General features: G+C 72.6%; 11 protein-coding genes. 4 read left to right on the top strand and 7 right to left on the bottom strand.

Translation table 11 applies throughout. From position 1 onward, the window contains the following. Positions 1-142 precede the first annotated feature (142 nt). On the top strand, positions 143-4,630 hold the full coding sequence (locus WMF44_RS06160) for a translocation/assembly module TamB domain-containing protein (RefSeq protein WP_437298184.1): 4,488 nt from the start codon (positions 143-145) through the stop codon (positions 4,628-4,630). A 54-nt stretch (positions 4,631-4,684) separates the two neighbouring features. On the opposite strand, the gene WMF44_RS06155 is transcribed toward WMF44_RS06160, so the two are convergent. Continuing rightward, a complete protein-coding gene (locus WMF44_RS06155) occupies positions 4,685-5,488 on the bottom strand; it encodes a phosphate/phosphite/phosphonate ABC transporter substrate-binding protein (RefSeq protein WP_437298183.1) in 804 nt (267 codons plus the stop codon). Between the two features lie 182 nt (positions 5,489-5,670). On the opposite strand from WMF44_RS06155, the gene WMF44_RS06150 reads away from it, so the two are divergent. Further along, positions 5,671-9,204, top strand: a complete 3,534-nt coding sequence (locus WMF44_RS06150) for a POTRA domain-containing protein (protein WP_437298182.1) — start codon at positions 5,671-5,673, stop codon at positions 9,202-9,204. Positions 9,205-9,261: 57 nt separating this feature from the next. Beyond that, a complete protein-coding gene (locus WMF44_RS06145; protein WP_437298181.1) occupies positions 9,262-10,326 on the top strand; it encodes a hypothetical protein in 1,065 nt (354 codons plus the stop codon). A gap of 106 nt (positions 10,327-10,432) precedes the next feature. Here the strand turns inward: WMF44_RS06145 and trpA are convergent, their stop codons facing one another. The 6 genes from trpA to WMF44_RS06115 all read right to left on the bottom strand — a co-directional run bounded on the left by trpA (position 10,433) and on the right by WMF44_RS06115 (position 18,537). Next, positions 10,433-11,257 carry a tryptophan synthase subunit alpha gene (trpA, locus tag WMF44_RS06140; RefSeq protein WP_437298180.1) on the bottom strand — a complete coding sequence of 275 codons (825 nt, stop codon included), beginning with the start codon at positions 11,255-11,257 and terminating at the stop codon, positions 10,433-10,435. Beyond that, complete coding sequence (gene trpB / locus WMF44_RS06135) at positions 11,254-12,447, bottom strand: tryptophan synthase subunit beta (RefSeq protein WP_044964109.1); 1,194 nt, start codon at positions 12,445-12,447, stop codon at positions 11,254-11,256. The genes trpA and trpB overlap by 4 nt, the downstream gene beginning before the upstream one ends. 50 nt (positions 12,448-12,497) lie before the next feature. After that, positions 12,498-14,000 carry a bifunctional indole-3-glycerol-phosphate synthase TrpC/phosphoribosylanthranilate isomerase TrpF gene (gene trpCF / locus WMF44_RS06130; protein ID WP_437298179.1) on the bottom strand — a complete coding sequence of 501 codons (1,503 nt, stop codon included), beginning with the start codon at positions 13,998-14,000 and terminating at the stop codon, positions 12,498-12,500. Beyond that, entirely contained in the window at positions 13,993-15,036 is a 1,044-nt protein-coding gene (gene trpD, locus WMF44_RS06125; protein WP_437301535.1) for an anthranilate phosphoribosyltransferase, read from the bottom strand. The genes trpCF and trpD overlap by 8 nt, the downstream gene beginning before the upstream one ends. A 565-nt stretch (positions 15,037-15,601) precedes the next feature. Beyond that, on the bottom strand, positions 15,602-16,513 hold the full coding sequence (locus WMF44_RS06120) for a hypothetical protein (RefSeq protein WP_437298178.1): 912 nt from the start codon (positions 16,511-16,513) through the stop codon (positions 15,602-15,604). Continuing rightward, a complete protein-coding gene (locus WMF44_RS06115) occupies positions 16,510-18,537 on the bottom strand; it encodes a redoxin domain-containing protein (RefSeq protein ID WP_437298177.1) in 2,028 nt (675 codons plus the stop codon). The genes WMF44_RS06120 and WMF44_RS06115 overlap by 4 nt, the downstream gene beginning before the upstream one ends. A 279-nt stretch (positions 18,538-18,816) precedes the next feature. Here WMF44_RS06115 and WMF44_RS06110 point away from each other — a divergent pair, with 279 nt between their 5' ends. After that, positions 18,817-19,746 carry a hypothetical protein gene (locus tag WMF44_RS06110; protein WP_437298176.1) on the top strand — a complete coding sequence of 310 codons (930 nt, stop codon included), beginning with the start codon at positions 18,817-18,819 and terminating at the stop codon, positions 19,744-19,746. The last annotated feature ends 142 nt before the right edge of the window (positions 19,747-19,888 follow it).

The raw sequence follows: 19,888 nt of genomic DNA, 5'->3' as shown, positions 1-19,888 counted from the left end.
GCGCCTCACACGGCGCCCCCGCGGCGTTCCACCCTGGAGCACGTTTCCGGTCGGGTGCGACGCGCACGCACCGGTATTTTCCTGGCACAGGATCACCCCGCCCACGTAAGCGTCCGACCGCGCTTCAGCTAAGCTGCGCCCGATGCACGGCACGAGGAGAAAGGGCTCCCCGCCGAGCGCCCGCAGGGACTGGGGGCGCGTCGCCGTGCGCGTTTTGTGCGCCTTGTTCGCGCTGATCGGCGCGATCCCGCTCGCGCTCGGCTTCCTCGTGCGCACCGAGACGGTGCGGGCCTGGGCGGCGCGCGAGACGGCGGCGCTGCTCCAGCGCGAGCTCGGCATCACGGCCCGCTACGACGTGCGCGTCCAGGCCTGGCCCCTCATGGTCGGCCTGAACCGGCTCGTCGTCGACTCCTCGGACGGCGGCGCGCCGTTCCTCGAGCTCGAGCGCGTGGCCATCCGCCCGCGCCTGTTCTCGCTGCTCGCGGGGCACATCGACGCCGGGGACGTCGAGATCATCGGCCCCCGCGTCCGCGCGGTGCTGAAGGACGGGGAGCTCCGCAACATCACCCTCCCGAGCACCGGCGGGGGCGGCGGGGGCGGCCTCGACCGCGCGCCGCTCTCCTCGGTGGCCATCACCGACGCGCGGGTCGACCTGACGATCGACAACGTCCGCGTCCAGGCCACCGAGGTCGACGTCGACGTCTCCGCCGAGCCGTCGGACGCGTTCGAGATCGCGATGCGCTCCGGCCTCGTCTCGGTCGTCCACACGCACCCCGCGCCCGGCCACGAGGCCGAAGAGGACAGCGTCGACGAGGACGTCGTCTGCCGCTTCGACACGCGCGTCCGCGTCGAGCCGGGCCGCGCGCTCGTCCGCCGGCTGATCCTCGAGGGCGCCGCCGACTTCGACCCGGATCCCGGCACCGCGCCGCCCTGCGCGCTCCACGACGGCGACTGGCGCCGGGTGGAGCTCGAGCTCGGCGCCCTCCGCGCCGTCGGCCTCGGCGGCGGCATGCCCCACCGGATCGAGGGCCGCGTGCGGGCGCGCCTCCCCGTGCCGATCGTGCACCGCTTCGTGAACCTGCCGCCCGCGTCCGGCTCGGTCTCGCTCGACGTCGACGCGGAGTACGACGCGGCGTCCGCGCCGCTCGGCCTCGCGCTCCCCCGCCTCAAGGGCACGCTCCTGCTCGACCGGCCGGGCCTCGACGGCAGGGTCTTCGTCACGCGCCTCGCGGGCAAGGTCTCGACGACCCCGGACGCCGTGCAGCTCTCCGACGCCGACGTCGCCTGGGCCGACGGCACGCTGAAGATCTCGAGCGCGGAGATCAAGCCGTTCGAGAAGGGCGTGCCGCTCCAGGCCGGGCCGATCAACCTCGCCAACGTCGAGCTGCCCGGCCTGCTCCGCGACCTCGCCGTGCACCCGCAGGCGCACGTCGCGTGGACGCTGCGCGAGGGCAGGTTCGATCGCTTCGGCGGCACGCTGTCCCCGCTCTCCCTCGAGGGCCCGCTCGCCGTGCAGACGCACGGCTTCGAGATCTTCGATCACCCGACGAAGCACCCTGCCCGCAAGCGCCTGATGGGCGTCAAGGAAGGCACGGTCCGCGGCTCGTTCCAGGTGCGGCCGAACGCCGTCGTGCTCTCGGGCTTCTCGATCGACACGCCGAGCTCGCACCTCAGGACCACCGTCTCGCTCGGCTTCAACGACCAGCTCGGGGTCGAGGTCCACCCGGGCTCGCGCGTGGACCTCGCCGAGATCTCCCCGCTCGCCGCGCTCGAGCTCGCCGGCGTCGCCACGATGAAGGCCGCGATGCACGGCTCCTACGAGCACCCGAAGCTCACCGGCGAGATCGGCGTCGAGAAGTTCGTGTTCGGGGGCTTCCCCATCGGCGACCTCGAGCCCTCGCCGGTCGCGTTCGAGCCGCTCGCCCTGACGCTCGAGAACGCGCGGGTCCGGCACGGGGCGAGCCGCGTCCGGGTCCCGTCGATCAAGGTCGATTTCGACCCGGCCGGCAACCTGCCCAAGGGCCGCCCGCTCGACAGCTCGACGGGGATCGTCGTCGTGGACGCGACCGTCGACACGCGCGAGGCGCCGCACCTCGCCGCGCGCGACCTGCTCGAGGTGCTCCGCCTCGACAAGGATCCGCGGTTCGCCGACTACAAGGCGACCGCGAGCGGGACGGCCCGCGCCCACTTCGCGCTCGGCGGCCCCGAGGACCGCTGCGGCGGCGGCACCCTCGCCGTGAGCGCGGGCATGCGGCTCACCGGCGTCGAGCTGCTCGAGGAGCGCTTCGATGAGGGCGAGATCGACCTCGACATGATCTGGGACGACCAGGCCGCCGGCGCCGACGGCATGCGGCTCGACGTCCGCTCGGCGTCGCTGCGCAAGGGCACGGGCTCCGTGCTGGCGAGCGCCTCCATCACGCACGGCGGCGCGCTGAAGGGGAGCGTCATCGCGAGCGGCCTCCCGCTCTCGCGGATCGACGGGCTCGGGGCGGCGGCCTCGCAGTTCGACGGCTCGGTGTCGGTCGTCGCCAGCCTGGGCGGCACCGTGAGCAGGCTCGCCGGCTTCGCGGACGTGCACGTCTCGCGCGTCGGCATCCGCCGCGCGCACGCGAGCCTGCCGCCCTCGCGGGTCGAGCTCACGATCGTGCCGAACGACAAGCCGCCGAAGATCATCGGCAGGACGCCGATCTGCGGCAACCCCCAGGGCGCGCCGTTCGATCCGGCGGAGTACGAGCGCGACCTCCCCGACGGCGCCTTCGTCGCGAACGGCTCGCTGTTCGGCGGGCAGGTCGCGCTGAAGGGGCTCCGCGTCACGCGCCAGCGGCGCAAGATCGTGGACGGGGACGTGCGCATGGACGCGCTCGACCTCGGCACGCTCGCGAACCTGATCCCGGGCGCCGCGCTCGCGGCGGCGCCGAAGGGCACGATGACCGGGTCGCTCGACATCGAGCGGCTCCCCCTGACGGATTTCCGGCAGTCGGCGCTCACGCTCACGGTCGACGCGCTCAAGCTCGATCGGGAGGGCCAGGGGGTCCACCTCACGAGCCCGAGCGGCCCGATCCGCCTCGCGGGCAACACGCTGAAGGTGCCGGAGCTCCACCTCGAGGCGCACACCGCCTCGCGCCTGTCCGCCGCGTTCACGGCGTCCGGCGAGGTCAAGCGGGTGTTCACGGCGCCGGACCTCGACGTGGCGATCCGGGTGAGCCCGACGAACCTGTCGCGGCTCAGCGCCGACATCCCGCAGATCAGGCACGCGCGGGGCACGGTGCAGGCCGAGGTCCAGGTGGCCGGACCGCTCCAGGGGCTGCGCTACACGGGCTCGGCGACGCTCAAGGAGGGCGAGCTCGACGTGGTCGGCCTGCCGGTCTCGCTCGACGACATCGACGTGGAGTTCGCGATCGGCGGCGACCAGGTGCGCCTCACGAAGGCGAGCGCGCGGGTCGGCACGGGCACGGTGACCGCGGTGGGGCACATGCCGGTGCGCGGCCTGACCCTCGGCACGGCGCAGGCATCCATCGTGGCGACCGGCGTGAAGCTGCCGGTCGCCGAGGGGGTGAACCTCACCGCGAACGCCAACCTGACGGCGAGCTTCCGGCCCGGCGTCGAGGACGACGCGTCGGGGGAGAAGAACCTGCCGCGGGTCGAGGGGAAGATCACGCTCACGTCGTTCAGCTACACGCGCCCCATCCTGATGAGCATGGACCTCGGCGATCTCACGGGGCGCCAGCGGACGACGGTGCAGACCTACGACCCCGCCGCCGACGTGGTCCGGTTCGACGTCACCGTCGCCTCGCCGAACCCGCTGCGCTTCTCGAACGATCTGGCCGACATGCGGCTCGAGGTCTCGCAGCCCGGGCTCGCGCTCTCGGGCACGAACCAGCGCTTCGGCGCGCGCGGCACGCTGCGCATCCTGCCCGACTCGAAGCTCATGCTGCGCAGCACCGAGTTCGAGGTCCGGGACGGCTACGTCCGCTTCGACGATCCGTTCCGCATCGCGCCCAAGGTCGACGTGCGCGCCGAGAGCGAGTACCGCCGCTACACGTCGACGAGCTCTGCCGCGGCGGACGCGACGTCGGGCGCGGAGCCCGCGGCGCCGACGGCCGCGGCCGCGGGCAGCAGCGCGAACTCCAGCGGGCTCTGGCGCATCAAGCTGCACGCCCAGGGCGACGCCGACAACCTCCAGCTCAACCTGACGAGCGATCCGCCGCTCAGCCAGGAGGACATCGTCCTGCTGCTGACGCTCGGCATGACGCGCGCCGAGCTCAACCAGGGCGTCGTGTCGTCGCTCGGCGAGACCATGGGCCTCGAGGCGCTCTCGTCGCTGACGGGCGCCGACAAGGCGGTGAAGACGATGGTCCCCCTCATCGACGAGTTCCGCTTCGGCACCGGCTACTCGTCCAAGAACGGCGCCCCGGAGCCGACGGTGACGATCGGCAAGCGCATCACGGACGCGGTGCGCGCCAACGTGACGACGGGGCTCTCGCAGGGCAGCCAGGTGCGCGCGGGCGTCGAGGTGAAGCTCAGCGACCGGATGAGCCTCCAGGGGTCGTACGACAACTCGAGCGACGCCTCGAGCTCGCCGCTCGGCAACGTGGGCGCCGACCTGAGGTGGCGGCTCGAGTTCGAGTGACGCTCGAGCCGCGGATGGCGCTCGCAGGCTCGCGCGGCGCTCGAGCCGCGGCCGTCAGGTGGCCGCGGCGAGCGCCGCGTCGAGGGCGCCGTACCGGTCGTCGCGGCCGGAGACCCACTGCCTGTGGCCCATGAGCTCGAAGATGCGCCGGTGCTTCGGGTTCTTCCAGGTCATGCCGAGCAACGCGCGCTGGAACGCCTCGGCCTTCGCCTCGGGCAGCGCCGGCAGCGCGTCGAACATCGCGAAATCGTAGGCCGGCGTGGTCCAGAGGACGTCGACCCGGCGGAGGTCGATGTGGCCGTTCGCCTGCTCGGCGAGCCACACCGCGTCCCCGACCGCCGCCGCCTGCACCTTGCCCTCGTGCAGCGCCGCGAGCGCCTGGACCTCGCTCGTCGCGGTGTCCCCGTGCTTGCCGACGTCCACCTCGAACGGCACGAGCTGGATCTTCTCCACGGCCACGCCCGCCTGCCGGAGGAAGTGGAGCGGCAGGATGCGCGCGTGCGCCGAGTCGACGCTCCCGACAGCGAGCGCCTTGCCCTCCAGATCGCTGAGCGCCCCGACGGCGGCGTCGCGGCGGACGAGCAGCTTGCTGTGGAAGTCGCGATCGATCTCGCGCATCGCGAGCGAGCGGGACCGGCCCTCGGTCTGCCGCTTCACCCGCACGTGCGCGACGGCGCTGTTCCAGGCGACGTCGATGTGCCCGCGGATCAGCGACTCGACCTGGCGCTCGTACGTAGAGAACAGCGCGAAATCAATCAGGATTCCATGTTCGCGGAAGTGCTCGCGCAGGCTCTCCCACAGCGTCACCACCTTGGCGTCATGCGCCACGGCGCCGACGAGCATCGCCAGGTCCTTCATCCGGTGCCTCGCACGGGCGGCGACGCTAGCACGAGCTCTGCCCGCCGCGAGCCCCGCGTCTCGCACATAAGCGCCTCGCGGGCTGCCTCTTGCCCATCCAGCGCCCAACCGGGCTACGCTGCGTCCGTCGTGCACGCCGGCGCCGGTTCATTTCCGTTTCGTCCCCCGGCGCTCCGCGCCTGATGGCTCGCTTCCGTTCCGCCCTCATTCCCTTTCTGCTCGGCTTTTTGCCGCTCGGCGCGATCGCCGTCCCGGCGCACGCCGACCCAACCCCGGCACGTCCGGCTCAGGCCAGCCCCAACCCCGGTCAGGCCAACCTCAACCCCGGTCAGGCCAGCCCCAACCCCGGTCAGGCCAGCCCCAACCCCGGTCAGGCCAGCCTCAACCCCGGTCAGGCCAGCCTCAACCCCGGTCAGGCCAGCCTCAACCCCGGTCAGGCCAACCTCAACCCCGGTCAGGCCGGCCTCGACCCTGTCGACCCTCCGGCACGGGGCGTGCCCTCCGGCGAGGCCGGCACCCAGGCCACCGACGTACCGTCGCTCGGCCAGCCGCTGGCCCTGGGAGAGCTCGTCGGCAAGCCGATCGTCCGCATCGATGTCACCGCGCAGGGCGACCGCTGGCAGATCGTGTCGCCGGTCACGAGCGTCGACCTCGGCGAGCCGCTCAGCCCCGACGCCGCGCGCCGCGCCATGCGCGAGCTGCTCGCCTCCGGCAACTTCGCCCGCGCGTCGGCCGAGGCGTACCTCGTGCCCGACGGCGCCGCGCTCCGGATCGTCGTCGTCCCCCGCCGGAGCATCGCCACCGTCCAGATCACCGGCGGCGCGCTCGACCGGCAGGACACCCTCGAGGCCGCCGGCATCGCCGAGGGCGGCGAGATCACCGCGGCCACGCTGGCCGAGATCAGCCCACGCATCCGCGCGTTCTACGCGCTTCACGGCTACCCCGCGGCCGCCGTCACGATCCGCGCCGTCGACACCGACGAGCCCTCCCAGGTCGTCCTCGCCCTCGACATCGAGGCCGGCGCGCCACGCGTCGTCTCCGAGCGCGTCTTCGTCGTGGCGCCGCGCGCGGACCGGGAGCTCGGCTCGCTCAAGCAGAGCTACGGCCTCGGCGTCGGCGCCCGCGTCGACGAGCCCGCCCTCGCCGAGGCCGACCGCGAGATGGCCGAGCTGCTCCGCCGGAGCGGCTTTCACGACGCCGAGGTCTCCCACCGCGTGCTCGCGGTCGGCCCGCACAACTACCTCTACGTCTACCTCGAGCCCGGCGCGCGCATCGTCCCCGTCTTCGACGGCAACCGCGCCTTCGACGACGACGCCCTCGAGGCCGCGCTCGATCTCGGCGAGACGACCGAGACGAGGACGAACGATCTCACCGATCGGCTCCGCGCGTTCTACGTCGAGCGCGGCTTCCTCGACGCCGAGGTCACCCCCTCGCTGGGCGGCAAGCCCGACGATGCGGTCCGTTACCTGACCTTCACCGTCCGCGAGCACGACCAGGTGCGCGTCACGAAGCGCGTCTTCCCCTGCCTCACGGGCGACCTCAGCCCCGACGACCTCGGCCGCGAGATCGAGAGCTTCCTCGAGGAGGACCTGCCCGGCGCCGACGCCTTCTCGATGCCCGACCCGCGAGGCATCTCGGACCTCTTCGGCCCGACCCGCGGCGCCGGCGGCCGCGCCAGGCCGATCGAGCTCATCCCCTCGATGACGTACGCGCAGGAGACCTACGAGCGCGCCCTCAAGCACCTTCGCGATCTCTACTTCAGCAAGGGCTACCTGAACGCCGTCGTCGGCCCGGTCTCCGTGCTCCGCGCCACCTGCTCGCGCCGCTCCCCGCCGGGCGCCTGCATCCCCGAGCCGGTCACCGAGCGCGTCACGGCCCAGTGCCTCACCGACGCGCAAGGGCTGCCCCTCCCCGAGCCGCCCGTCCCCGCCGCCCTCACGTGCCGCCCCGACGCCGCCCGGCACATCACCTGCGCCCCCGAGGTGACGCTCCGCATTCCGGTCCACCCCGGCCCGCAGACCCAGCTCTACGATCTCGCCTTCGAGGGGAACAAGGGCTTCTGCCGCCAGGCCGGCCTGAGCGAGCGCGACCGCGCCCTCTGCGCCGAGGAGCGGCCGTTCAGCGAGCGCTGGCTCAGCGACCTCGCCGATCTGAAGGTCGGACAGCCCCTCTCGACGCTCGCGCTCGACGCCGCGCGGCTGCGCATCATGGATGCTTACCGCGACCTGGGCTACGCGTTCGCCGAGGTCCGCACGGCCATCGAGCCCTCGCCCGACCGCACGCGCGCCCGCGCGCGGTTCATCGTCTCGGAGCGAGATCGGGTGTTCGTCACCGGCATCGTCGTCAAGGGCGCCGTCCGGACCGACGAGCAGCTGATCCTCCGCCGCGTGCTGCTCCGCGAGGGCGCGCCGTTCCGCCAGTCGCAGGCCCGCCTGAGCGAGGAGCGCATCGCCACGCTCGGCCCCTTCTCCAGCGTGTCGATCTCGCTCGAGGATCCCGACGTCCCGCAGAAGAACAAGCGGGTCGTCATCCACGTCGTCGAGCAGCTGCCGCAGTACCTCAACCCGCAGATCGGGTTCTCGACCGGCGAGGGCGCGCGCCTCGCCTTCGAGTACGGACACCGCAACATCGGCGGCCTCGCCATCGGCCTCACGATGGGCGTCCAGCTCAGCTACCTGTTCGAGTTCATGATCGTCGACAAGGCGGCGAGCCGCCACTACGAGGATCTCCAGATCGACGACCAGCTGGAGCGCCGCATCGCGGTCTCGGTCACGCTCCCGGACATCGGCCTCGGCCCGCTCGTCAGCATGTCGCTCGCGGGCATCAACGTGCGCGACAACCAGCTGGATTTCGGCGTCACGAAGACGGCGATCATCCCCGCGATCACCTACCGCCCGCGGCGCGCCATCACGACGCAGCTCGCCCTGTCGACCGAGCTGAACAAGGTCGGCTTCTTCCCGGGCGCCGTCGGCGCCGACAAGCGGGATATCCTCGACCAGCTGCGCATGCCCGAGGGCGAGACGATCGCCCTGGCGCAGCGGATCGACGCGTCCTGGGACACGCGGGACACCCCCTTCGCCGCGACCCGGGGCTTCCTCCTCTCCGGCGGCGTCGAGCACGTCGACGCCTTCGACGCCTTCGCCTCGGTCCGGGCCCAATCGAGCTTCCCCGAGAGCCACTTCCTGCGGTTCACCGGCCGCGTGTCGGGCTATATCCCCCTCGCGCCGCGGTCGCGGCTCACCCTCGCTCTGAGCCTGTCCGGAGGGTATATTCATCCGCTCGTGGCCGAGAGCGGGACGTACCCGGATCGCCTGTTCTTCCTCGGCGGCGTCGACTCGCTCCGTTCCCATCTGGCCGAGTCGCTGTATCCTGAGGACGGGCTCGAGGAGGCGAGAAAGGCGCTGGGCGGCGACGCCGAGGTGTCGACCGACGATATCCCGCGCGGCGGGACGGTGATGGTGAACCCCCGCGCCGAGCTGCGCGTCCCGCTGACGGATCTGCTCCAGCTCGGGCTCTTCCTCGACGCGGGCAACCTCTGGATCAGGGCGAGGAACGTCAACCTCGATCCGCGGCTCTTGCGTTACGGGCTCGGCGCCGGCCTGCGGGTGAACACGCCCATCGGCCCCCTCGCCTTCGACTACGGCTTCAACCTGGATCCGCGCGACGAGCTGGATGAGATCGACGGTGCACTCCACTTCTCCGTGGGGCTCTTTTGACAGGCGGCCTCGCGCGCGAGGCGGCTCCCAACGCACGATGATAGCGAGGCTCCCCTGATGAACCGTTCACTCCGCATGTGTGCTTTGCTCGCCCTGACATCGACCCTCACGATCGCCGGCTGCGGCGACGACGAGAGCGCCGCGCCGAGCAGCGCGGCGAGCACGTCCGGCGGGCAAGGCGGGGCCGGCGGGCAAGGCGGGTCCGGCGGATCGGCGGGCAGCGGCGGAGAGGGCGGGCAAGGCGGCTCGACGAGCAGCGCCTCGGCTGGCGGCGATGCCACGGGCGGCGGCGGAGCGGGCGGGCAAGGCGGCTCGACGAGCAGCGCCTCGGCTGGCGGCGATGCCACGGGCGGCGGCGGGCAAGGCGGCTCGACGAGCAGCGCCTCGGCTGGCGGCGATGCCACGGGCGGCGGCGGAGCGGGCGGGCAAGGCGGCTCGACGAGCAGCGCCTCGACGAGCAGCGCTTCGACGAGCAGCGCCTCGGCGGGCGGAGGCGACGCCGCCGGCGGCGGCTCCGCGAGCAGCGCTTCGACGGGCGGCGGCGACGCCGCCGGCGGCGGCTCGGTGAGCAGCGCCTCGGCGAGCAGCGCTTCGACGGGCGGCGGCGACGCCGCCGGCGGCGGTGGAGAGGGCGGGGCGTCGGCGTGCGGCGATCTGCGGTGTGACGCCGGCGAGACGTGCGATTCGTGCGCCGACGACTGCGGCGTGTGCCCGCCGGTCTGCGGTGACGGCACATGCGAGCCCGACAGGGAGAACTGCCAGGCGTGCGCCACCGACTGCGGCGCGTGCCCGCCGGCCGAGTGCAGCCACGACCTCTGCGAGGAAGGAGCGCCCCTCCTCATGGGCTGCGACCCGTGCGTGACCGCGCTGTGCGCGGAGGACCCGGCGTGCTGCATGAGCGCGTGGGACACCCACTGCGTCGCTGGCCTCACCGCCGCCTGCGGGCAGGCCTGCGGGTGCGCCCACGACCTCTGCGAGGAAGGCGCGCCCCTCGACGCGTCCTGCAACAGCTGCGTCGAGACCGTGTGCGGAGAAGACGGAGACAGCTTCTGCTGCACGATCGGGTGGGACGAGGGCTGCATCGCGCTCTCGGAGATCCTGTGCGACGCCACGTGCCTGTGAGCTCGGCTCGCCGCCCGAAGGGCGAACCACGCAGGGCGCGGTAGGGACGGCGCTCCGCCGTGAACCCGACCGGCTCGGCGGGTGGAGCGCCATCCGGCCGGCGCGCTCAGCGCGCCGTCGCCGCCTTCATCTCGCGCACGAAGCTCGCGACGGCGCGCGCGGCCGCCTCGGGATCACCGACGTTCGCCGAGACCCGCTGCACGACCGCGGACCCGCTGACCACGCCGAACGCCCCGGCGGCGAGGGCGTCGCGCACGTGCTCGGGCTTCGAGATGCCGAACCCCAGGATCGCGGGCGGCGCGCCGAACCGGCGCAGCGTCTCGAAGAGCGCCCCGTGGCCCAGGCGCAGCTGCTCGTCCGCCCCTGTCACGCCCTTGCGCGTCACGCAGTACGTGTACGCGCTGCACCGCTCCGCGAGCCCCTGCAGCGTGGCCTCCGAGGCGTTCAGCGGCGCGATCAGCACCGGCGCCACCCCCGCGGCGCGCGCCGCCGCCACGTACGGATCCGACTCCCTCACCGGCACGTCGGCGACGAGCACGCTGTCGACCCCGGCCGCGGCCGCCGACGCGTAGAAGCCCGCCAGATCGCGGTGCTTCACGAGGTTCGCGTACGTCAGGATGCCGACCGGCACCTCCGGCGCCTCCGCCCGGAACCGCGCCAGGAGCTCGATGCAGTCGCCCGGCCTCACGCCGGCCTCGAGCGCCCGCACGGCGGCGGCCTGGATCGTCGGGCCGTCCGCGATCGGATCCGAGAACGGGATCCCGACCTCGATCGCGTCCGCGCCGCCCTCCACGGCCGCGCGCAGCAGCCGCGCGCTCGTGGCGAGGTCCGGATCCCCCAGCATCAGGAAGGGGATGAACGCCCCCTCGCCCCGCTGCCGCAGCCGCTCGAATGCGCGATCGTAGCGCGTCGTCACCGTCTCCCGACTCATGTCGACCTCCCGGGATCGAGCAGCCTCTGCGCCTGCTCCATGTCCTTGTCTCCGCGGCCCGACAGGTTCACGACGAGCACCGTCTCGCGCCCTGCCTGCGCCGCCTCCGCCACCATCTTCAGCGCGTGCGCGATCGCGTGCGCCGACTCGAACGCCGGGATGATGCCCTCGCTGCGCGCGAGCCGCTGGAACGCGTCGAGCGCCTCGTCGTCGGTCGCCGCGACGTACGTCGCCCGGCCCGACGTCATGAGGTGCGCGTGCTCCGGCCCGACGCCGGGGTAGTCGAGCCCCGCCGAGACCGAGTGCGTCTCGGCGACCTGTCCGTGCTCGTCCTGGAGGATGTACGTCTCCGACCCGTGCAGCACCCCCGGGCGGCCCTTGAGGAGCGTCGCCCCGTGCATGGCGGTCGACAGGCCGTGGCCGGCGGGCTCCACGCCGACGAGCGCCACGTCCTTGTCCGGGATGAACTCGGAGAAGATCCCCATGGCGTTGCTGCCGCCGCCCACGCACGCGACCACCGCGTCGGGCAAGCGCCCCTCGGCCTCCAGGATCTGGGCGCGCGCCTCGCGGCCGATCACCCACTGGAAATCGCGCACGATGGTGGGGAACGGGTGCGGCCCGGCGACCGTCCCGATCAGGTAATGCGTGTCCTCGTAGCTCTCGGTCCAGTAGCGCAGCGCCTCGTTGAGGGCGTCCTTCAGCGTCTGCGAGCCCGAGGTCACGGGCACCACCTCGGCCCCCATGAGGCGCATCCGGAAGACGTTGAGCCGCTGCCGCTCGACGTCCTTCGCGCCCATGTAGATGCGCGTGGGCATGCCGAGCAGGGCCCCGATCATGGCGGTCGCGACGCCGTGCTGTCCGGCCCCGGTCTCGGCGATGAGCCGCCGCTTGCCCATGCGCCGCGCGAGCAGCCCCTGGCCGAGCGCCTGGTTCGTCTTGTGCGCGCCGCCGTGGAGCAGGTCCTCGCGCTTGAGGTAGAGCTTCACGCGCGGGTCGCCGGTCAGGTTGCGGCACAGGGTGAGCGGCGTCGGTCGCCCCGCGTAGGTCGTCAGCAAGGCGTCGAACTCCGCCGCGAACGACGGATCGCCGCGCGCCTCCAGGTACGCGCGCTCGAGCTGCTCGAGCGCGGGCACGAGGATCTCCGGGACATAGGCGCCGCCAAAGGCGCCGAAGCGGCCGCTTTGCTGCATGGTGATTGCCTCGATCGTCGGTTGTGCGTTGTGGGTCGTGAGAGCTGCCGTCAGGGGGAGGCGCGGTCCGCCGGGGCCGCGGGATCACGGTCGTGGCGCGACGGGCCGCGCGCGCTGTCGAACAGGCGCACGAGCAGGTCGGCGCACTTCTCGCCGGGCGCGCGCTCGACGCCCGACGCCACGTCGAGCCCCCACGTCCCCACCCGGCGCGCCGCGGCGATGTTGTCCGGGTTCAGCCCGCCCGCGAGCAGGCTCCGCGCGCGCGCCGGGTGGCCGTCGATCGCGCTCCAGGCGAACGTCCGCCCCGTGCCTCCCCGCGCCTCCGCCGTGCGCGTGTCGAATACCAGCCGATCGGCGCTGCGCTCGACCTCCGCGCCCGCGCCGTCGTCGCGCGCCTCGCCGCCCGCGCCCGCGGCGCCCGCCTCGCCGCCCGCGCTGGCCGCCTCCCCGGACGGCGCCATCGGGACCGCCTTCCAGACCTCGCACCCCTCGGGGAGCGCGCGCCGCAGCGCCTCGATGAACGCGGCGTCCTCGTCGCCGTGGAGCTGCACGGCGCGCAGCCCGATCGCCCGCGCCGTATCCGCGACGAAATCCACGGATTGATTGAGGAAAACGCCGACGAAGGGCAGCCCCGCGGCCGTGGCGACCAGGATCTCGGCCTGCTCGCGCGTCACCCGCCGCGGCGAGGTCTCGGCGAAGACGAGGCCGCCGAAGCGGGCCCCGAGCCGCTCCGCCTCGCGCGCGTCCCCGGGCCGGGTCAGGCCGCAGATCTTCACCCTGCCGGTCACCAGCGCGCGCGCGGCGTCCGCGATGTCGGGGCTGCGCATGAGCGACGTGCCGACGAGGAACCCGTCCACCGAGGGCGCGAGCCGCTCCACGTGGGCGCGCGACTCGACGCCCGACTCCGCGATGACGATGCGATCGCGCGGCACGCGCGGGGCGAGCCGCTCCGAGACGGCGAGATCGACCTTGAGCGTCTTGAGATCGCGGTTGTTGATGCCGATCACGGGCGCGGGCAGCGCGAGCGCGCGCTCGAGCTCCGCCTCGTCGTGGACCTCGACGAGGCAGTCCATGCCGAGCGCCTCGGCGGCGCCCAGGCAGAGGAGCGCGGTCGCGTCGTCCAGCACCGACAGCATGAGCAGGATCGCGTCCGCGCCGTTCGCCCGCGCCTCGATCACCTGGTAGGGCGTCACGACGAAGTCCTTGCAGAGGATCGGGACGTCCACGACCGCGCGCACGGCCTGGAGGATCTCGAAGCTGCCCTGGAAGAAGGGCTCGTCGGTCAGCACGCTCACCGCGTCGGCGACGCCGTAGTACGCGGCGGCGACGGCGTGCGGGTCAAAATCCGGCCGGATGAGGCCCTCGGACGGGGAGGCCTTCTTGCACTCCAGGACGAACCGCGCGCCCGGCGCGGAGAGCGCGCGCCGGAGGCTCCGCGAGGTGGGCGGCGCGCTCGCCCGGAGGTTGGCCAGCGGGGTCCGCCGCTCGCGCTCCGCCACGTCCGCCCGCTTCCGCTCCACGATGCGCGCGAGCACATTGCCCTGCTCAGCCATGTTTCGCCTCCTTCCGCGCTTCCTGGGCCCCGTCCCGGCTCAGCGCCACGAAGCGCGTGAGCCGCTCCGCCGCGCGCCCGGAGCCGAGCGCCTCGAGCGCCAGGGCCGTCCCTTCCCGCAGCCCCTCGGCGCGCCCGGCGATCCAGAGCAGCGCGCCGGCGTTGATCGCGACGGCGTCGCGGTGCGCGGGCGCGCCGCGCCCGGCGAGCAGGTCGCGGAGCCACGCCGCGTTCGCCGCCGGGCCGGCGCCCCGGAGCGCCTCGATCGGCGCCGGCGAGACCCCCGCGTCGGCCGGGTCGATCAAGAGCTCCTCGACGACCCCATCGCGGAGCCGGGCCGCGCGCGTCGGGGCGTGCAGGGCAACCTCGTCGAGCCCCCCGCCGTGGACGACGAGCGCGGCCTGGCACCCGAGCATGCCGAGCGTGCGCGCGGCGTGGGTGACGAGCTCCGGATCGTAGATGCCCATCACCTGGATCGGCGGCGCGCTCGGGTTCACGAGGGGGCCGAGCAGGTTCATGATCGTGCGCACCTTGAGGGCGCGGCGCACGGGCATCGCGTGGCGGAGCCCGGCGTGGTACTGCGGCGCGAAGAGGAAGCAGAAGCCGACCTCATCGAGGGCGCGGCGCGAGACCTCGGCCGGCGGGTCGAGCCGGGCGCCGAGCGCCTCGAGCGCGTCGGCGGAGCCGCACTGGGAGGAGACCGAGCGGTTGCCGTGCTTGGCGACCGGCAGGCCTGCTTCGGCCGCGACGAAGGCGACGGCCGTGGACACGTTCACGGTGGACTGCCCGTCTCCGCCGGTGCCGCAGCAGTCGGCATAGGCATAATCCGGCCGCGCGAACGGCACCGACGTCCCCCGGAGCGCGCGCGCCGCGCCCGCGATCTCGGCGGGGGTCTCGCCCTTCGCCTTGAGCGCCACGAACAGCGCGGAGAGCTCGATCTCCGTCAGCGCCCCGGCGATCAGGTCGCGGAACAGCGCCTCGGTCTGCTCCGCGGAGAGGTCGACGCCGGCGCAGAGCGCATCGATGACTGCATGCATCATGGTTCTCTCCTCATCTTCACGGCTGTTCTGGCAGACACGGGTCCTCGGGACTCGGGCGTCGCGCTGCGGCGCCCTGCATAGCGGACAAAAACGAAAAGGCCCACCGTTGTTCGGCGGGCCCTCTTTCTTCTTTCCTTCAGGTCGTCCTCCCCGCAGGGAGGCGCGTTACCCGTGGTAAGGGCCCGCCTTGGTAGAGCACCAGCGCCACCAGCGCAGCCCTGCCACGCACGCACCCACCTCGACGGCCGAGCACGACGCGCCGCCGAGGACGAAGGCCTCGGAACAGCGGCGAGCGCAGGACGCGGGGAGCGCGCGGGACATGCGGGGAACATAGCTTGCGGGCGCGACGAGCGTCAAGCGGGTTCCGCGCGCGCCTCGAGCCGCCGCATTCCATCGACCATGTCGGCCATGTCGGCCATGTCGGCCATGTCGGTCACGTCGGTCACGTCGGTCATGTCGGTCATGTGGCCGACGAGATAGAAGGCGCGGAAGATCGCATAAAAGAGGTCGTTGGGCGCCTGGATCGAGGAGAAGCCCGGGAGAGCGCACGCGCGTTACCTGGTTACCTGGAGATCACGAGCCAGGTCAGCTCGTCGATCCCGGAGCCAGGCGACGTCCTGATGACCGAGCCGTCTGCCTCACCGGCAACCGACGCCGAGAGCCTGCCGTCGTACTCGCTCATGCTCCGGATGCTCACGCGCGTCCCGGGCGCCAGATCCGAGGGGACTTGAACCCCGACGGGCGCGTCGCTGGTCGTCGCGAACGGGTAGAGCGCGTAGACAGCCACGATCTCCTCCCCGCCGAGATCCGGGAGCGGTGGCACGCGCTCCGGCGGGATCTTCCGGGCCGCGATGTCGTGGAGGGCCTCGCCGAGCGGCGTCTCGAGCGCGGCGCGGTTCACGGTGAGCTGGAGGCCATCGCCGACCTCCAGGACCTGCGGATCGTCGCTGTTCGGCCCGAGGACGGCGCCCGCGGGCAGGTGCGGCACGAAGAGCACTCCCGCGTCGACGGTGACCGCGTCGGTGAAGCGCAGCGGGAACATGGTCGTTCCCCGGCGCGGCGTCGTCCCCGCGTCCTCCATCGACTTCACAACGAAGTCGACCGGCGGCTCCGCGTCGCAGCGAAAGGTGAAGCGACCATCCGCCCTCGATCGGTCCGAGTAGCAGACCGCTGTATTGCAAAACAGCACGGTGGCTCCGCCGATGGGCTGTCCCGCCTCGTCCGCGAGCACGCCGGTCACACCCGGACCCGCCGGCGCGCCGCCGGCGCCGGAGCCGCCCGCCGCGCCGCCGCCTCCCGCCGCGCCGCCGCCACCACCGTCGCCACCGCCGCTGGTCGCTGCGCCGCCGCCTCCGGCGCCGCCGCCCGCCGCTGCGCCGCCGCCGGCGTCCCCCGCCCCGCTGGTCGAGCCGCCGCCTCCATCGCAACCGGACGCAATCAGCGCGACCACCAGGAGCAGCGCGCGCTTCATCATTCGGCCAGCGCCTGCTCGATGACCGCCGTCATGGCATCGGGGTCGTACTCGTGGCTGGCGTACCGGACGATGCCGTCCTTGCCGACGATCACGTCGACCGGGAACGGGTTGGGGCCGGGGAAATTGGACGTCACGGCGGCGTAGGTGCTCGCGGTCTCCTCGAGCCCGACCGGGAAGCTGACCTTGATGTTGTCGCAATACGCCTGCACCTGGCCGATCTGATCGACCGGCTCCCTCGGGTTGAGGGCGACGATCTGCAGGCCTTGGTCCTTGTACTTCAGCCAGAACCGCGCTTCGGTGTCCGGCAGGTGGTTGGCGCAGACCGGACAGAAGGTGGCAAAGTAGGTGAGAAGAAGCACGCCCCCTGCCGACTCCTCCGAGGTCCATGTCGTGCCGTCCAGCATCGTGCCCGTTGTCGCGGGCAGGGGCGCCCCGACGCTCACGCCGGGCGCGTTGCCGACGAGATAGCTCTTCCGCACCGGGGCCGCGGGGTCATCCGAGGTGATGTGGAGATAGCCGATCTCCTGGTCTGTCGCCGAGGCGAGGTACGTCACGTTGAGCTCGATCGTCTCGCCGGGCGCGATCCGGGCCTGGCGCGGCTCGACGCTGAACGCGGAGCCGCTGACCCAGCTGTCCACCAGCGTGAGCGGCGCCGTCCCCTGGTTCGTGACCTCGAGCGGGAGCGTCTTTCTGTCCCCGACCGCGACCGGGCCAAAATCGATCCGCGCGGAGGATTCCGGGAGACGGATGTTGGGCGCGAGGCGGTCCGGCTCGAGGCGGTAGGAATACGGGTTCTCCCAGGTGCCGATGAACACGTCCTGACCCCGGGCGGCGACGCCGAAGGTGCGCATCGTGGGGAGCTCGCGATCCGGATCCTCGTACTCGAACGCCCTCGGGATGCGCACGGCCGCGATGAAGGTCGGGGCGGCGGGCGTGGACACGTCGTACACGCGCACGTCGTTCCACGCGGCGACGAAGAGGCGGCGCTCGGAGTAGGCCAGGCGGAGCGGGGTCCCGGGCATCTCGGCGCGACCGACGACGACAGGGCGCGCGAGGTCGGAGATGTCGACGACGGCGACGCCCGCAGAGCCCGCCGCCACATAAGCGAAATCGCCGTCCACGACGACGCCCTTCGCCTGGCCGCCGGTCGCCACGCGCCCGAGCTCCACCGGCGCCGTCGGGTCCGTCGCGTCGACCGTGACGAGCCCGTCCACGCCGTCGGCGACGAAGACATGGTTGTCGCGCGCCGCGACCCCCCACGCATTGGTGAATCCACCCAGGCTGCCGACCCGCGTGAACCCGACCGCGCCGTCGTAGCGGTAGACGCCGAGCCCATCTCCGTGCAGCCCCACGAAGATGTTGTGGTTCGCGACGTCGACTCCCTCGTAGCTGATCCCCTCCTCCTGCAGGACGGGGAGCTGCACCGGGGCCTCGGGATCGCTGATGTCCCAGCCGCTCAGGAAGGCCGGGTTCCGGATGTTGCCGAGGTGCGTGGTGAAGACGAGATCATCGTCCCACGCGAGGTGCTTGCAGCCGGGCGTACGGGTGTCGCCGGGGATGGTGTGCTTGAGCCCCCCCGCGAGCACCTCCATGTCGGCGGGGTCCTCCGCGTCGATGACGTTGAATGTGTAGCTGCAATTGAGGAGCAAGTCATCGTCGCGGACGCGGACCTCATCCGTGTGGCTCCCGACCTCGTGCAAGCTCTGGAGCTGCACCAGCGGGCTCAGGAAATGGCCGGGCTGGAGCGCGGTCGGGACGCATTCCCCGCCTACGTCCTCGGTGCCCTCGCCGCAGACGACACCGGGGCCCGTCGCCGAAGGCACACACACGCCGTCGACGTCCTCGGTGCCCTCGCCGCAGACGACACCGGGGATCGTCGCCGAAGGCAAACACACGCCGTCGGCCGCCTTCGTGCCTGGACCGCACGACAGCCCTGTCTCGCTCACCCCATCGTCGTCTCCGCAGGCGGACAAGGCGAGCAAGATCAGCGCGGAGACGGAAGCGCGGCGTCGCAGCAGCGTCATGAAGAGCTCCTTAACGGGGATGAAGGACAGGGCGGCTGATGAAGCAAGGGCAGCGTCGTGGCGACGATACAAGTCGCCGGGGGGGCCTGGGCAAGGAGAACCGGCGTCGCGGCGGCGCCAGCGCACATCTCCGACGGTGTCCGCCGTTGCGCCGTCCCGCCGGACGCGGGGCGGCGGTCCGCCATGGCGCCGCCACCCCCGCAGCGCACGAGACACGCGAGGATGCCGTCACTTTTGGCCCTCCACCCCCTGGCACGCTCCCTGCGCAAGGCGCGTTGCATGGGAGATGCCGACATCACATTACGCCATGTCGCCCGGAGGCGACCCGAGGAGCTTGCGCGCGCCTTCACCCCGGAAGGCCACTCCGTCGAGGTCCTTGGCTGGATCGATACCCAGGTCACCAAGCTCGAACGTCGCATGGACAAGGCGCTGCGCCTTCGCATCGACGGCACGCTGCGCGTGCTGCACGTCGAGTTTTGCTTCGCGCTGCGCGACGAGGTTCCGGCTCAGGTCTTCGAGTACCTCGGCTTCCTCTTCGCCGCGCTGCGCATCGAAGCGCCCCGCGAGCCGGTGCCGCCCATCGAGAGCGTCGCCGTGGTCCTTTCCGGCGGCAGGCGGCGCTTGCCTGTGACCGGCGTGCTCCGAACGGCCTGGCCGGAACGGCGGTTCAGCGGTACGCACTTCCGCATCGACGCGGTCTATCAACGCACGGTCGCCGAGCTCCGAGCGCGCGGCAGCGTGCTGTGGCTGGCGTTCGCGCCGCTCGCCAGGGACGCGACCGCGAAGGCGATGCGGGAGGTCATCGCTCAGATTCACGCGCAGACGGTGGCCGGCGAGGAGCGGGCGGAGCTGTACACGGCGTTCCTGGTACTGGCGACCATCGACCCCTGGGGGCACAATCTGCAAAAGGAGCTCGTCACGATGGTGGAGGACATGGAGGAAGGGCTGCTCCGGCGCACGCCGATCATCGGCGAGATGATCATCGAGGCCGAGCAGAGGGGACAGTTGAAGGGCCGTGAGGAGGCGATCGCCGAGTTGCTCGGCCGCCTCTTCGCGCGGCGGGTCGGGCGGCGACCCACCACCGAGGAGGAGCGCTCGATCCTCGAGCGGGCGCGCGCGCTCGGTCCGGGCGAGGTCGAGGACACGCTGCTCGAGCTCGAGGGCGACGCGCTGGTCCGCTGGCTCGCCGAGCCAGCGCGCCGGTCGTGAGCCTCACGCAGAGCGGCCCGCCAACTCAGCATTTGCCCATGCAGGCTGCATCCGTCGAAGCTCGGCTGCGGCCGCTCGGCGTGCTCCCCGGGGCGCTCAGCCCGGAGTGCCTGCCGACGGCCTCTTCCTTGCTCTTCTAGCT

The sequence above is a fragment of the Sorangium sp. So ce426 genome, assembly GCF_051475585.1.
GTDB classification, from domain to species: Bacteria; Myxococcota_A; Polyangia; order Polyangiales; family Polyangiaceae; genus Sorangium; species Sorangium cellulosum_B.
This window is presented reverse-complemented; position numbering and strand designations above follow the sequence as displayed.